Here is a 12,971-nt window from a genome sequence, read left to right as displayed (position 1 = left end):
GGGTGAGCGGAGATCGCTAGATGGAAACTTCGATAGGTTGAAAAACGCATCTCAGAACATCGTGATGAGAGAAACCGGCACTCCGATGGATCAGAACGATCGCCCGCTGGACCCGGTCGACCGGCAGCTCGCCGCCGCCCTGCTCGTCCATCCCCGAGCAACCTGGGGGCTTGTCGCCCAGGCGCTCGACATGCCCGAATCGACGGTCGCCCGCCGCGGGCAGCGCCTGGTCTCGTCGCCGGCGGTCAAGGTGCTCGGCACCCTCGACGTCATCGCCAGCGGCCGCGGCACTCCCGTACTGCTGCGCGTCTCCTGCGCGTCCGGCCGCGCACCCGACGTCGCCCGTACGCTCGCGCGCCGGCCCGAGATGTGGGTCGTGCACCTGCTGTCCGGCACCGTCGACTGCATGACCGAGATGGTCGTCGGCTCCACCGACCACCTGGCCGACCTCGTACTCGGCGAGCTGGCCCGGATGCCCGGCGTCCAGGCGACCAGCAGCCACGTGGTGATCCGGCGCTTCGCCACCGCGCACGGCTGGGACGCCGGCCTGCTGCCCGCGACGGCGATCGCCGCGCTGCGGGCGGCGCGCACCGACCTGTGGTCGCACGCCGAGCCGCCGCCGCCCGACACCACCCCACTGTCCGATGTGGACGAAGCGATTCTCGGGGCGCTGCAGGCGGACGGGCGGATGCGCTGGGTCGACGTCGCCGCCCGCGCCGGCGTGATGGAACGCACCGCCCGCCGCCGCGCCGACGACCTGATGCGCCGCGGCCTGCTGCGGTTGCGGGCCGTCGTCGACCCCGCCGTACTCGGGCTCTCGGTGCGCGCGCTGCTGTGGATCCGCGTCGACCCGGCGCACCTCACCACGGTCGGCGCGGCCCTCGCCGATCACCACGCGGTGCTGCTGCTCGCCGCGACGACCGGGGAGTACAACCTGTGCGGGGAGATCGCCGTCGCCTCGTACCGCGAGCTGTACGACTTCCTCACCACCGTGCTCGGCGCGCAACCCGGTGTCCGCGACATCGACGTCACCCTCGAACTGCGTACCGTCAAACGCGCCGGCGAGATCGCGCCCGGCGCCGACCAGGAGTCCGCATGACCGACGAACCCGCGCTCGCCCCGTCCGCCACCGCGATGCCCGCCTTCGCCCCGCTGTACGCGGTGGGCACCGAGACCGCCACTCTCGACTGGCTCACCGTCGTCTACCGCACCGATCCCGCCGTGGTCCGCGCGATCCTGCCGCCGCCGCTGACCCCGGACCCCGACCCGGAGGTACTCGTCTGGGTCGCCCGGTTCCGTACGGCGGAGTTCTCGGCGGGTGGCGAGGTCGTCGGCTCGCTGGAGCCGTACACGCAGGGCGGGGTCTGCGTGCGGTGCACCCGCGGCGACGAGCCCGGCGCGTACCCGCTGGTGTCGTACATCGCGGGGCTGAACCACGGCTTCACCGGGCGGGAACTGTTCGGGCTGCCCAAGAAGCAGGCGCTGGACGTGGATCTGTCCACAGTGGACGACGAGGTGTCGGCGGGCATCACCACCACCCGCGGGACGCCGGTCGTCCGCGTCGCCGGCACCCTCGGCGGGCCGACCGACCCGCTCGTACCGGACTGGTTCGCCACCCAGTACACGCTCAAGCTCATCCCCAGCGCGACCGGCGTCGGCTTCGACGTCAACCGCCTGGTACGGATCCCGTTCACGTTCACCGACCAGGCCGACGTACGCGGCGTTGACGCCACCGTGACGCTCGCCGAATCCGCCGCCGACCCGCTGCACCTGCTGCCCGTCCGGTCCACCCGCACCGCCGCGTACGGCAGTACCGCGTTGCACGTCGGCTACGGGACGTACCTCGACGAGGTCACCGCGATCCCCACCCTCGGCCGCCCCGCCGGCTGACCGTCGTGGCGCGCCCGGATCACCACCTCGGTGTCCCAGCTGATCGCCGTGGTCGCCGGCCTGCTCGCGGTCGCCGTGCTGATCGCGCTGATCGGCATCGCGAACACCCTCACCCTCTCGGTACTCGAACGCACCCGCGAGTCGGCCACCGTCCGGGCGCTCGGCCTCACCCGCGGCCAGCTTCGCGCCACGCTCCTCACCGAGGCGCTACTGATGGGTCTGGTCGCCGCCGTCGTCGGCATCGGCTTCGGCCTCACGTACGGCGCGGTCGTCAGCAGCGTGCTGTTCACCGACATCGACGCCACGGTCACCGTCCCCGTCGGCCAGCTCCTCGGGTACGCCGCGCTCGCCGCACTGCTCGCCGCCCTCGCGGCCGTACTGCCGGCCCGGCGGGCGGCACGCGCACCGATCGTCTCCGCCATGGCCGAGACCTGACCGACGGTTGGCCGCGACTGCAATGGGCGGGCCGGGTTCCGCGCGGCAGAATGTCGTCGTGGCAGTCGCTGATGGCGTACGTCGGGGCGCGGTGGTGGGCGTTGCGGTGGTCGGCTGGCCGGCCCTGACGGCCTGCTCGTACGCCACACTGCCGCTGGTCGGCCGGCTGCCGCTCGCGGGCTGGCCAATACTGGCCGGCTGCTGGGTGTGGGCGGTCGGGGCATCGGTGGCCGTCGCCGCCCTGCTCGTACGCCGTCGCCGACGCTGGCGGGCCATCGGCTGCGTCGTCGCCACCCTCGTACTCGGGTGCGCGGTGGCGACGACGGACTGGCCGCGCGCGTACGCCGACAGCCAGTTCCGGTTGCAGCGCGGGGGACTGGCGCACCTTGCCGCGCGGCACCGGGCCGGCGCGTTGCCGCCCGACGCCCTCCTGCCACCACGGCTGCGGTACCTGTCGATCGACGGGCAGGCGCATCGCACCGGCGACGCGCTGTACCTCCCGGCGTGGCGGGACTGGCGCGGCGAGAACGGCGGCGGCTTCGCGTACTTTCCCACCACGCCCGGCCGGGACACCTCGATCGTCACCGCCCCCGGCGACATGGGCCACCCGGTCCGGTACCTCGGCGACGGCTGGTGGTGGGTGGAGTAGGGCGTGTCTGCATAGGTTCGGTCGAGCGAGCCGGAGTCGCCGCGCTCCGCAATCTCGGTGCTGCGGTCGCTGCGCTGGGAGCCGAGCCTGTCGAGAACCCGGAACGACGCCGCGTTCCACTCCCGTCGGCGCGCCCGGTCCGGGCCGCGGCGTCGACGAAGGCCGGCCTAGCCTCCCGCGGCCGTGCGCGCGCCGCGCCAACTCCGGCTCGTCGTACGACGCCTGACCGACGGTGAGCCGCAGTACCCGGTCGGCGGTGTCGTGTCGTTCGGTCGATCGCGGGCCGAGGCCGGGCGCCGCGGCAGCGGATCGTCGACGGTCGGCCGGCCCTGCGCGTCGGTCCGGCGGAGCGCCCGGGGATCCCGTTCCAGCCACGACCCGCGGTACTTCTCGGCGTCGGACGGCGGCCAGCGCCGCAGCCGTTGGGCGGTCGGTTCCGCCGGCAGGTCGTCGTGGGTCGCCACGGCACCAACCTCGCTCGACGCAAGAGTGGAACGGATCGTTCCGGTCTGCTATGGTAAACGGGAACGAACCATTCCGTTCCGCGAGGAGATCAGCGATGGCCACCACCGACATCCGCCCGTACCGTGTCGAGATCGGGCAGGAGAAGCTCGACGACCTCGCCGACCGCCTCCGCCGTACGGTGTGGCCCGCCGAGACGCCCGGCGTCGGCCCCGAGTACGGGATGACCACCGGGCGGGTGCGCCGCCTGGCCGAGTACTGGCTGACGGAGTTCGACTGGCGCGCGTTCGAGGCGCGGCTCAACAGCTACCCGCAGTTCGTCACCGAGATCGACGGCGAGGACATCCACTTCCTGCACGTACGATCGCCGCGACCGGACGCGACGCCGCTGATCCTCACGCACGGCTGGCCCGGCTCGATCGTCGAGTTCCTCGACCTCGTCACGCCGCTGACCGAGCCCGCGGCCGGCGACCCCGCGTACCACCTGGTCGTGCCGTCGCTGCCCGGGTTCGGTTTCTCCGGCCCGACCCGCAGCACCGGATGGAACACCACCCGCACCGCCCGCGCCTGGATCGAGCTGATGCACCGCCTCGGGTACGAGCGCTACGGCGCGGTCGGCAACGACGCCGGTTCGATGATCTCGCCGGTGATCGGCCAGCTCGCGCCGGACCGCGTGATCGGTGTGCACGTCACGCAGCTGTTCTCGTTCCCGTCCGGCGACCCGGCCGAGATGGTCGACCTCAGCGCCGAGGACCAGGCGGCGCTGGGCAAGCTCCAGTGGTTCATGGACACGATGTTCTCGTTCAACGTGCTGCACAGCCAGCAACCCAGCACCCTCGCGTACGCGCTGGCCGACTCGCCGGTCGGGCTGCTCGCCTGGAACGCGCAGCTGCTCGGCGAGAGCCTCGACGAGGAGTTCGTCATCGCGAACGTCGCGATCTACTGGCTCACCGGCACCGCCGGCTCCGCCATCCGCTTCTACTACGACAACGCGCGCGACGGGCACCGGTCCGCGCGGAGTACGGTGCCGACCGGGCTGGCCATGTTCGCCGGCGACTTCCAGTCCGTACGGCGGTTCGCCGAGCGGGACCACACCATCGTCAGCTGGCACTCGTACGATGCCGGGCTGCCCGCCGGTGGTCCCCGCGACGCCGCCGGCCACTACGCGGCACACGAGGCGACCGACACCCTCGTCGCCGACATCCGTACGTTCTTCGCTTCCCTGTGACGGCACGGCCGGCGGGCGGGCAGCGCGTCCGCCGGCGGGGAAGATTGTTCGACGCGGGCCATCCCCGGGCACCTGGGGATGGCCCGCACGCAGCCGCCCGACGGTCTCGGCATCACCGTCGGGTACTTCCGCGACGCGGGCGGGCCGCACCGAGTGGCGGACGAGCACCGTGCGGCACGGCAACGCGGGCGGGCCGGCTGGTACCGGAGCCACCCGGCGCACGTGGCGAGGGCGGAGCGCAGCCAGCGGGCCGGGCCAGCGCATCGCCCGGCGTCAGGCCCGGACGACCGACTCCATCAGCCGTTGGTACTCCGTGTACTCCGGGGGCAGGATCGCGGCAAGCTCCTCGTGGTAGCGGGAGCGGGCCTGGCGCTGGGCTTCCCGGCAGGTGTCGGCGACCAGCTCGGCCAGCGTGAACCGGTCGATGCGGGTGGTGCTGTGCGGGACGAGCCGGACGTCGACGATGCGGCCGTGCAGCGTGGCCGTGACCCGTACGGTGCCGTCCGCGGACTCGGTCTCGACCGTGTCGCCGCCCAGCTCGGTGGCACGCGTCCGGTAGTGCTCCAGCGCCTGTCGTACGACGGGGGACAGGGCGCGGAGACGGTCCTCCAGGTCGGTCATCGCGTCGTGCCTCCCAGCTGCCCGGTGATCGCGTCGACCCGCTGCGCCTCGGCGGCGTCGAGCGCGGCGACGACGGCCGCCGCCACGTACTCGGCCGGGATCTGTTGCACGGCCGGGGCGAACTCGACGCCCGTGACCTGCCCGCTGCCGTCCACCGTGGCGCGGGCGAGCCCGTCCGGGTCGGTGCCGGCGTGCTCGGTCGGCGCGGACAGTACGCCGGTGACCTCCGCGAGCCGGGCCTGGGCCGCGGCGAGCGCCGCGCGCTGCTCCTCCGTACTGAAAGCCATGGTCTGACTCCCTCCGCCGCGCGCCGATCGGGACGCGGACGTCCGACCGTATCGGGTGGGTGCGACGCCGGGGCGGGCTGCGCGGTCAGGCCCAGTCGCGGCGGAAGCTGGCCCAGTCGGCGGCGCTGGCGGCGAAGTCGACGTACAGGGCGACGCCGAAGTTGCGGCGCGGCGTGCGGTCGCCGAGTGCGAGCCGGATGCCGCGCAGCGAGGCGGCGACCGTCTCCGCCCGCCAGTGGTGGGTGCCGTTCTCGTCGTGGTACGCCGGCGTGCCGATCAGCAGCGCCACGTCCGGCGGTACCGAGCGCAGCGCCGTCACGGTCTGCTGCCGCACGTACCCGGTGTAGGTGTGCTGGGTCCACAGCGCCGAGTCGTACGCCATGAGCGCGACCTGGTCGACGCGGGTCGCGACGCGGTGCAGGTACCCGCCGGACCAGAGGCCGGGGTGGCTCGGTAGCGCGGCGGCCAGCATCGCGACGCCGGGGGCGGGCTGGAGGTGGCTGGCCGACACCGACAGCAGGACGTGCCGTGACCGGGTCAACCGCCGCGTCGCGTCGAGCATCGTGAGGTAGTCGGGGTCGCCGTCGGCCACCGGTTCGAAGTCGTAGTGGATCCCGTCGAACCCGTCGGCCAGAACGGCCCGGTCACCGGCGAGCACCCGCCCCCGGGTACGGGCCGAGCCGAGGTCCAGGTACCCCGGGCGGACGAGGTCGCCGAGCCACGCCTGCACCCGTACTCCCGGCAGGGCCCGGTGCAGCGCGCCGACCAGCCAGCGCGCCCTGGGCCGCAGCGCGGGATCCAGCGTGCCGTCGTCGGCGTACGGTCCGGCGTGGACCATGACGTCCCGGATGCTGGTGCCGCGCAGTTGCCGGGCGAGGGCCGCCACGTCGCTCGGGCCCCTCCGCCCGTCCACCCACGCGTGCCCGAGCCATTCGGCGTCATGACCGGTACTGCGTGCCGCGCCGGGAGTACCGACGCTGCCGGTGACCAGGGCGAGCCAACACCCGGCGGCGAGCGCCAGCACCGCACCGAGTACCGCCGCGACCGGACGGAGGATCGTCATGGCCGTGCACGCTACCGTGCGCTCAGCGGAACAGGCGGCGCCAGAACCCGCGCGGTCGCTCCACCAGTCCCGGTGTCGCCTCGGAGCCGCGATCGGTGCCACTGCGCGCATCCGCGCCCCCGCGGCCGTCGCCGAGCGCGGCCGGATCGACGCCCTCCCAGCGGGCGAGCGTCGCGACCGCCCGGTCCAGGAAGTCGTCCACCTCCGTCGTCCGGTACCCGCGCCGGCCGATCGGCGCCGTCGGCAGCGTCGCGTCGCGTACCTCGACGGCGGTCAGCCGGGCCGGCAGTCCGCCCGCCCACGCCTCCAGCGCGTCGCTGACCCGGTCGAGCAGCGCGTCGACCTCGCCCTCGTCGTACCCGCGGTTGCCGATCGGCGGCTTGCGGAAGACCACGTCCCGCACGTCCCGCCCGGTCAGGTGTCCCCGCATCGGCTCTCCTCTCCCCAGGGCACTCCCCGTCACAGTACGGACACGCCCGGCCGTGACGCGCACCGACCTGCGGGCGGGTCACTCGGCGGGGGAGACCAGCCTCGTCTCGTACGCGGCGACGACGGCCTGGGCGCGATCCCGCAGGCCGAGCTTGGCGAAGATGTGCGCCACGTGCGTCTTCACGGTCGCCTCGGTCAGGTGCAGGGCGCCGGCCAGTTCGGTGTTGGACAGCCCGCGGCCCAGCAACCGGAGCACGTCGAGCTCCCGGGGCGTGAGCGCGGCCAGATCCTTGTGTACCAACGGGTGCGGGGTCGTGGCGGTGCCGGCGAAGCGCTCGACCAGGCGGCGGGTGATGGCCGGGGCGAGCAGCGCGTCGCCGGTCAGCACCAGCCGTACGGAGGCGACGAGGTGTTCCGGGGTGACGTCCTTGAGCAGGAAGCCGCTGGCGCCGGAGGCGAGCGCCTCGTACACGTAGCGGTCGAGGTCGAAGGTCGTGAGGATCAGCACCCGGCAGGCGGGATCGGCGGCGAGGACGCGCCGGGTGGCGGCGAGCCCGTCCAGCTCGGGCATCCGGATGTCCATCAGGACGACGTCGGGCCGCAGCCGGGCCGCCGAGGCGATCGCCTCGTTGCCGTCCGCCGCCTCACCGACGACGTCGACGCCGGCGCGGTCGAGGATCATCCGGAACCCGGAACGCAGCAGCGCCTGGTCGTCGGCGATCAGCACCCGCGGCCCGGTCACGGCCGCTCCAACGGGATCCTGGTACGCACCCGGTAGCCGCCGCCGAGCCGGCGCCCCGCGTACAGGTCCCCACCGTACACGCGGACCCGTTCGCGCAGCCCGGTCAGGCCGCGACCGTCGCCGGCGGACGCGGGTGCTCGTCCGGTACCGGCGAGGAGGCTCGGCCCGGTCGTCAGGACCTCCAGCCGCAGGTTCCGCTCGGTGTAGCGGACCTCGACCTCGGCGCGGGTGTCCGGGGCGGCGTGCTTGAGCGCGTTGGTCAGCGCCTCCTGCACGACCCGGTACGCGGTGACGTCGATGCCGGGCGGCAGCGGCCGTGGCTCGCCGCCGATGGTCACGTCGACCGGCAGTCCCGCGAACGCCATCCGGTCGATCAGCGTGGAGAGGCGGCTCAAGCCGGGCTGCGGGGCGAGTTCGGCGTCCGTACCGTCGGGGGCCGGGGCAAGCAGCGCGAGCATGTGGCGCAGCTCGGTCATCGCCTCGCGGCCGCTGTCCTCCACGGCCCGCAGCGCGGCGGTCAGCTCCCCGTCGTCGGTGGCGCCGGACCGCGCGCTGCCGGCCTGGACGACCATCACGCTCACCGTGTGGCCGATGATGTCGTGCAGCTCGCGCGCGATCCGTTCGCGCTCGGTACGCACGGCGTCGTCGGCGGCGCCCGCCAGCTCGCGTTCCACCTGCCAGGCGCGCTGCCCGTCCCGGTGCGCGAGCGTCCGGCGCAGCCGCAGCGCGAGCACCACCGGTACGACGACGGCCGCCGCGATCGGCACCAGCGCCCAGACCGGGAGCGCGATCGTCGCGGAGACCACGTTCACCGCGCCATTATGTCAGCGGGTCACCCAGGCCCCACCTCCGTCGCCGGGATGAACGTCCTCCGTCGCCGGGATGAGCCGGCGCCGATGTTCGGCCCGGCGAGCGATGCGGCCAGCCGACGCCGCTCCATACGGTCGGCGCATGGTGAACGAGGATCCCGTCGTCCGGCTGGACGACGTACGCAGGGAGTTCGGGGACACCGCCGCGCTGGACGGGGTCAGCCTCGACATCCTCGCCGGCGAGGCGGTGGCCGTCATGGGCCCCTCGGGGAGCGGCAAGTCCACGCTGCTCAACATGGTGGCCGGGCTGGACCGCGCGTCCGCGGGATCGGTGACGGTCCTGGGCGAGAAGCTCGACACCATGAGCGAGGGCGCGCTCGCCCGGTACCGGCGGCGCCGCATCGGCATGGTGTTCCAGTTCTTCAACCTCCTCGACGACCTCCCCGTACTGGAGAACGTCGCGCTGTCCGCCCGCCTGATCGGTACGTCGGCGAAGAAGGCCCGGGTACGGGCCCTCGACCTGCTGGACGAGCTGGGCGTCGCCGACCGGGCCCGCGCGTACCCGGCGGTGCTCAGCGGTGGGGAACGGCAACGGGTCGGGGTGGCGCGGGCGTTGATGAACCGGCCGGCGCTGCTGCTGGCCGACGAGCCGACCGGCGCGCTGGACACCCGCAACGGCGAGCAGGTGATGGACCTGCTGCTGGACCTCAACCAGATCGGCCAGACGCTGCTGATGGTCACGCACGACCAGCGGCTCGCCGACCATTGCGCGAGCCGTTCGGTGGAACTCGTCGACGGTCGCATCGTCCGCGAGCGGGCCCTCGACCGGAGCCGGGCGTGAGCGCCGTGTGGGTGGCCTGCCGCGCCGCCGTACGCCGGCGCAGGCTGCAGACCGTCGTGGTCGGTGTCGTGGTCGGCATGGCGGCGCTGACGCTGGTGTTCGCGCTGGGGTTGCTGTCGGCCTCGCACCGGCCGTTCGAGCAGGCGTTCGCGGCGGCCCACGGTGCGCACCTCACCGCCACGTACGACCCGACGACGGTGACCGACGCGCGCCTTCGTGCCACGCGGACGACCGCGGGCGTCACCGCCGCCGCCGGCCCGTACCACACGGCGACGCTGCCGAGGCCGATGAGCGGCGCGCGTACCCGCCTGCCGGAGGGCACCGTACTGGTCGGCCGGGCCTCGCCGGGCGGGCCGGTGGACACGCTGACCCTGCGGGCCGGCCGCTGGGCGCGGTCCGCGGGCGAGGTCGTCGTCGGCGCCGACGCCGGGCGTGACGCGGTCGGCCAGACTCTGACCGGGCAGGGGCTGCCAACCCTCACCGTCGTCGGCGTGGCGTCGTCGGCGACCGGTACGGCCAGCGCCTGGGTGACGCCGGCCCAGGTCGCCGCCTACCCCACCACCGGCGTCCAGATGCTGTACCGGTTCGCCGACGCCGGTGACGCCACGGCGTTGCAGGCCGACCTGGCGCGGGTACGCGCGGGCCTGCCGTCCGGCGCGCTGCTCGGCAGCGAGAACTACCTTGCGGTGCGGCAGGACTTCCAGAAACAGTTCGACCAGATCCTGCCGTTCGTGACGGTGTTCGGGGCGCTCGCCGCGGTGGTCGCGCTGATCATCATCCTCAACGTCGTCAGCGGCGCCGTCGTCGCCGGCGTACGCACGATCGGCGTGATGAAGGCGATCGGCTTCACCCCGGTACAGAGCACCGCCGTGTACGTCGGCATGGTCGCGATCCCCGCCGTGGTCGGCTGCCTGGTCGGCGATGCCGTCGGCAGCGTGCTCGGCACGCTGGCGGTCCGGACGCTCGGTGCGGACCTCGGGCTGCCCGCCCTGCCGGCGGTCGACGCGTCGACCGCCCTGCTCGCCGCCGTCACCGTACTGGCGGCCGTCGTCGGTACGGCGCTGGTGCCGTCGCTGCGGGCCGGGCGGCTGCCGGCGGCGCGCGCGATCAGCCCGCTCGCCGGCGCTCGGGCCGGCCGGTTCCGCCGCGTACAGCGCTTCCTGGCGGCCCGGTCGCTGCCCACCCCGGTCGGGCTGGGGCTGAGCCTGCCGTTCGCCCGCCCCGCCCGTACTGCGCTGACGCTGGTCACGGTGGTGCTCGGCGCGCTGACCGTGACGTTGAGTACCGGGCTGCACGACTCGGTCACCCGGATCACCTCCGCGATGAACGGCGACGCGCTGCCGATCGTCGTACAGTCCGGTGACCTGACGCGGGCACAGGTCGAGGCTCGGCTGCGTGCCCTGCCCGGCACGGCCGCGCTGGCGGGCTCGACGCACTTCCCGGCACACCTGGTGGGTATCGCCGCGGAGATGCACATCGTCGCCTACCGCGGCGACTCGGCGGTGGTGTACCGCAGCCTGCTGTCGCGGGGTCGCTGGTTCGCCGGCGCCGACGAGGTGGTGGTGTCGGAGGCGTTCCTGCGGGTACGGCACCACCGGCTCGGCGACACGCTCCAGCTGACCGGCGGCGGCCGGCGCGTCCCGGTACGCATCGTCGGCACCGTGTTCGACGCCGACAGCAACGGCATCACCGTGGGCTGGGCGACCGCCACCGCGCTCGGCGGCGAGCCGGCGCAGGCCGGCGGCGCCGTCCACGCGCCGCGCGGCTCGGGCGAGCCACTGGAGTACAGTATCGCGCTGGCGCCCGGCACCGACCCGGACACGTACCAGGCGTCGCTGCGCCGGGCCTTCGGTTCCGCGCTGACACCCGTCAGTCCGGCCGGCGCCGACTCGGCCCCGGTGTTCGACGGGCTGTTCCTGGCCTTCACCGTGCTCCTGTGCGTCTCCGCCGCGCTCGGCGTCCTCAACACCGCGGTCCTCGACACCCGCGAACGGGCCCGCGACCTCGGCATCCTCAAGTCCATCGGGATGACGCCGCGGCAGGTCGTGGCGATGGTGGTGGTGTCCATGGGCGCGCTGGGCGCGATCGGCGGACTGCTCGGCATCCCGCTCGGCGTCCTGTCCCACCACCGGGTACTCGCGCTCACCGGTGACCTGATCGAGACGGGCATGCCGGCCCACTTCGTCACCGTGTACCGGCCGGTCCTACTGGTCCTGCTGTGCCTGGCCGGGCCGGTGATCGGCGTACTCGGTGCGCTGCTGCCCGCCGCCCGCGCCGGTCGCATGTCGACCGCCCCGGTACTCCGCAGCGAGTGAAGCGTCCGCCCGGCCCTGTCACCGCGAACGGGGCCGGGCGGCGCGGTGGTCGGCGTTGCCGGGTGCGGTACCGGTCGGTTCGACCGGGCCGCTGTCAGTCCTGGGCCGGGTCGCTGCCGAAGTCCGGCGGCGCCTGCAGGTCGCGCGCGCGGAACAGGACGGCGTGCTCGACGCCCATGGCCCGGCCGCACATCCTGGTGAACGCCGGGATGATGGCGTCGGGCGCGGGGTGGTCCGGGAGCGCGGCGAGGTAGGCGGCGTGCGCCTGGAGCGAGGCGATGCCGCGGCGAAGCGGCTCACCGGTGACCTCGACGCCGTGGGTCACGCCGGCGCCGGGCATCCCGGGGACGACCAGCCAGCGTACGGAGTGCGGTTCGAGACCCTCGTCGTCGATCTGGTCCGGGAAGACCCACCGGTTGCCCGCGTCGCGTACCGCGTCGAGCGTCGCGAGCCCGGCCGCGCGGTGGTCGGCCTGGTCGAAGCCGTACGGGGTGTCGATCTCGTGGCCGGAGCCGAGTACGACGTCGGGCTTGAACCGCCGGATCTCCCGGCAGATGTCCCGGCGCAGGTCGAGGCCGTAGAGCAGGACGCCGTCCGGATGGTCCAGGACGGTCAGGTACGTGACGCCGACGGCGGCGCACGCGTCCCGCTGTTCGGCGACGCGCAGCCGGGCCGTCTCCTCCGGTGGGGTCGGCATGCCGGCCTCGCCGCGGGTGAGCAGCAGGTAGCCGACGTCGATCCCGCGGGCGGTCCACCGGGCGACCGCCGCGGACGCGCCGTACTCCATGTCGTCGGGATGCGCGACGACGCAGAGTACGCGCTGGAAGGACTCGTCGGGCAGGGCGGGCAGGGTCATGCCGGCCATCCTTTCCGTGTCCGGGCCCGTCGGTGGGGCCCGGTCAGCCGGTGAACGCGGGGACCTGCGCGACGAACGAGGACGCGCCGACGAAGCCGCCGTGCAGCAGCAGGACCGGCTCGCCCGCGCCGGACACCTGGTGCCACCCGCGTCGCCCGGCCACCTCGATGTACCTCGCCATGCCCAGCTCCCGTCCGTGGCGTGTACCAGGACAGACGAGGTGGCGCGCGGGAACTCATCGGCCCGCGTCACGCCCCGTGCGGCTGGTCGCCCAGTACGGCGTGGTGGCGATGGCGCGGCGGGGCAGGTCGACGCGCCCGCTGCAGCAGCCGGCGTCGGGTACG

15 protein-coding genes and 1 pseudogene are annotated in these 12,971 nt (G+C 73.9%); 7 read left to right on the top strand and 9 right to left on the bottom strand.

Going from position 1 to position 12,971, the window contains the following annotated elements; translation table 11 throughout:
- The first annotated feature begins 85 nt into the window (after window positions 1-85).
- The 5 genes from Aru02nite_RS27670 (at window position 86) to Aru02nite_RS27650 (ending at window position 4,664) form a co-directional block, all read left to right on the top strand.
- Window positions 86-1,099, top strand: a complete 1,014-nt coding sequence (locus Aru02nite_RS27670; RefSeq protein ID WP_203662542.1) for an Lrp/AsnC family transcriptional regulator — start codon at window positions 86-88, stop codon at window positions 1,097-1,099.
- Window positions 1,096-1,890 carry an acetoacetate decarboxylase family protein gene (locus Aru02nite_RS27665; RefSeq protein ID WP_203662541.1) on the top strand — a complete coding sequence of 265 codons (795 nt, stop codon included), beginning with the start codon at window positions 1,096-1,098 and terminating at the stop codon, window positions 1,888-1,890. The genes Aru02nite_RS27670 and Aru02nite_RS27665 overlap by 4 nt, the downstream gene beginning before the upstream one ends.
- 30 nt (window positions 1,891-1,920) lie before the next feature.
- Window positions 1,921-2,325: an FtsX-like permease family protein gene (locus Aru02nite_RS27660; protein ID WP_203662540.1), complete on the top strand. Its 405-nt coding sequence runs from the start codon at window positions 1,921-1,923 to the stop codon at window positions 2,323-2,325.
- A 58-nt stretch (window positions 2,326-2,383) separates the two neighbouring features.
- Window positions 2,384-2,974, top strand: coding sequence for a hypothetical protein (locus Aru02nite_RS27655; protein WP_203662539.1), 591 nt, complete (start codon window positions 2,384-2,386; stop codon window positions 2,972-2,974).
- A 559-nt stretch (window positions 2,975-3,533) separates the two neighbouring features.
- A complete protein-coding gene (locus Aru02nite_RS27650) occupies window positions 3,534-4,664 on the top strand; it encodes an epoxide hydrolase family protein (protein ID WP_203662538.1) in 1,131 nt (376 codons plus the stop codon).
- Window positions 4,665-4,937: 273 nt separating this feature from the next.
- On the opposite strand, the gene Aru02nite_RS27645 is transcribed toward Aru02nite_RS27650, so the two are convergent.
- The 7 genes and pseudogenes from Aru02nite_RS27645 to Aru02nite_RS27620 form a co-directional block, all read right to left on the bottom strand.
- On the bottom strand, window positions 4,938-5,285 hold the full coding sequence (locus Aru02nite_RS27645) for a YbaB/EbfC family nucleoid-associated protein (RefSeq protein ID WP_203662537.1): 348 nt from the start codon (window positions 5,283-5,285) through the stop codon (window positions 4,938-4,940).
- Window positions 5,282-5,572, bottom strand: coding sequence for a YbaB/EbfC family nucleoid-associated protein (locus Aru02nite_RS27640; RefSeq protein WP_203662535.1), 291 nt, complete (start codon window positions 5,570-5,572; stop codon window positions 5,282-5,284). The genes Aru02nite_RS27645 and Aru02nite_RS27640 overlap by 4 nt, the downstream gene beginning before the upstream one ends.
- 85 nt (window positions 5,573-5,657) lie before the next feature.
- Window positions 5,658-6,635, bottom strand: coding sequence for a glycoside hydrolase family 18 protein (locus Aru02nite_RS27635; protein WP_203662526.1), 978 nt, complete (start codon window positions 6,633-6,635; stop codon window positions 5,658-5,660).
- A gap of 22 nt (window positions 6,636-6,657) precedes the next feature.
- A complete protein-coding gene (locus Aru02nite_RS36940; protein ID WP_345710170.1) occupies window positions 6,658-6,969 on the bottom strand; it encodes a DivIVA domain-containing protein in 312 nt (103 codons plus the stop codon).
- Window positions 6,943-7,065 (bottom strand): annotated as a pseudogene (locus Aru02nite_RS36935) (DivIVA domain-containing protein); the annotation flags it as partial. The gene Aru02nite_RS36940 and the pseudogene Aru02nite_RS36935, both read right to left, overlap by 27 nt.
- A gap of 78 nt (window positions 7,066-7,143) precedes the next feature.
- The gene (locus Aru02nite_RS27625; RefSeq protein WP_203662524.1) at window positions 7,144-7,806 is read right to left on the bottom strand and encodes a response regulator; all 663 of its coding nucleotides are present in this window, start codon (window positions 7,804-7,806) and stop codon (window positions 7,144-7,146) included.
- Window positions 7,803-8,576, bottom strand: coding sequence for a sensor histidine kinase (locus Aru02nite_RS27620; RefSeq protein WP_373324993.1), 774 nt, complete (start codon window positions 8,574-8,576; stop codon window positions 7,803-7,805). The genes Aru02nite_RS27625 and Aru02nite_RS27620 overlap by 4 nt, the downstream gene beginning before the upstream one ends.
- Before the next feature lie 181 nt (window positions 8,577-8,757).
- Here Aru02nite_RS27620 and Aru02nite_RS27615 point away from each other — a divergent pair, with 181 nt between their 5' ends.
- On the top strand, window positions 8,758-9,456 hold the full coding sequence (locus tag Aru02nite_RS27615; RefSeq protein WP_203662523.1) for an ABC transporter ATP-binding protein: 699 nt from the start codon (window positions 8,758-8,760) through the stop codon (window positions 9,454-9,456).
- Window positions 9,453-11,771 (top strand): FtsX-like permease family protein, encoded by a 2,319-nt coding sequence (locus Aru02nite_RS27610; RefSeq protein ID WP_203662522.1) that lies wholly within the window; start codon window positions 9,453-9,455, stop codon window positions 11,769-11,771. The genes Aru02nite_RS27615 and Aru02nite_RS27610 overlap by 4 nt, the downstream gene beginning before the upstream one ends.
- A 94-nt stretch (window positions 11,772-11,865) precedes the next feature.
- Here Aru02nite_RS27610 and Aru02nite_RS27605 read toward each other — a convergent pair whose 3' ends face one another.
- Window positions 11,866-12,627 carry a PIG-L deacetylase family protein gene (locus Aru02nite_RS27605; RefSeq protein WP_203662521.1) on the bottom strand — a complete coding sequence of 254 codons (762 nt, stop codon included), beginning with the start codon at window positions 12,625-12,627 and terminating at the stop codon, window positions 11,866-11,868.
- A 43-nt stretch (window positions 12,628-12,670) separates the two neighbouring features.
- Window positions 12,671-12,808: a hypothetical protein gene (locus Aru02nite_RS27600; protein ID WP_203662520.1), complete on the bottom strand. Its 138-nt coding sequence runs from the start codon at window positions 12,806-12,808 to the stop codon at window positions 12,671-12,673.
- Window positions 12,809-12,971 lie beyond the last annotated feature (163 nt).

The organism is Actinocatenispora rupis (assembly GCF_016861975.1).
Lineage (GTDB): Bacteria > Actinomycetota > Actinomycetes > Mycobacteriales > Micromonosporaceae > Actinocatenispora > Actinocatenispora rupis.
Note: the sequence above shows the minus strand (reverse complement) of the source record. Positions and strands in the feature narration are given on the sequence as shown.

Coding starts and splice junctions, on each gene's coding strand:
- Aru02nite_RS27670 (WP_203662542.1), top strand. CDS start 86: ATGGATCAGAACGATCGCCCGCTGGACCCGGTCGACCGGCAGCTCGCC.
- Aru02nite_RS27665 (WP_203662541.1), top strand. CDS start 1,096: ATGACCGACGAACCCGCGCTCGCCCCGTCCGCCACCGCGATGCCCGCC.
- Aru02nite_RS27650 (WP_203662538.1), top strand. CDS start 3,534: ATGGCCACCACCGACATCCGCCCGTACCGTGTCGAGATCGGGCAGGAG.
- Aru02nite_RS27645 (WP_203662537.1), bottom strand. CDS start 5,285: ATGACCGACCTGGAGGACCGTCTCCGCGCCCTGTCCCCCGTCGTACGA.
- Aru02nite_RS27640 (WP_203662535.1), bottom strand. CDS start 5,572: ATGGCTTTCAGTACGGAGGAGCAGCGCGCGGCGCTCGCCGCGGCCCAG.
- Aru02nite_RS27635 (WP_203662526.1), bottom strand. CDS start 6,635: ATGACGATCCTCCGTCCGGTCGCGGCGGTACTCGGTGCGGTGCTGGCG.
- Aru02nite_RS27615 (WP_203662523.1), top strand. CDS start 8,758: ATGGTGAACGAGGATCCCGTCGTCCGGCTGGACGACGTACGCAGGGAG.
- Aru02nite_RS27605 (WP_203662521.1), bottom strand. CDS start 12,627: ATGACCCTGCCCGCCCTGCCCGACGAGTCCTTCCAGCGCGTACTCTGC.
- Aru02nite_RS27600 (WP_203662520.1), bottom strand. CDS start 12,808: ATGGCGAGGTACATCGAGGTGGCCGGGCGACGCGGGTGGCACCAGGTG.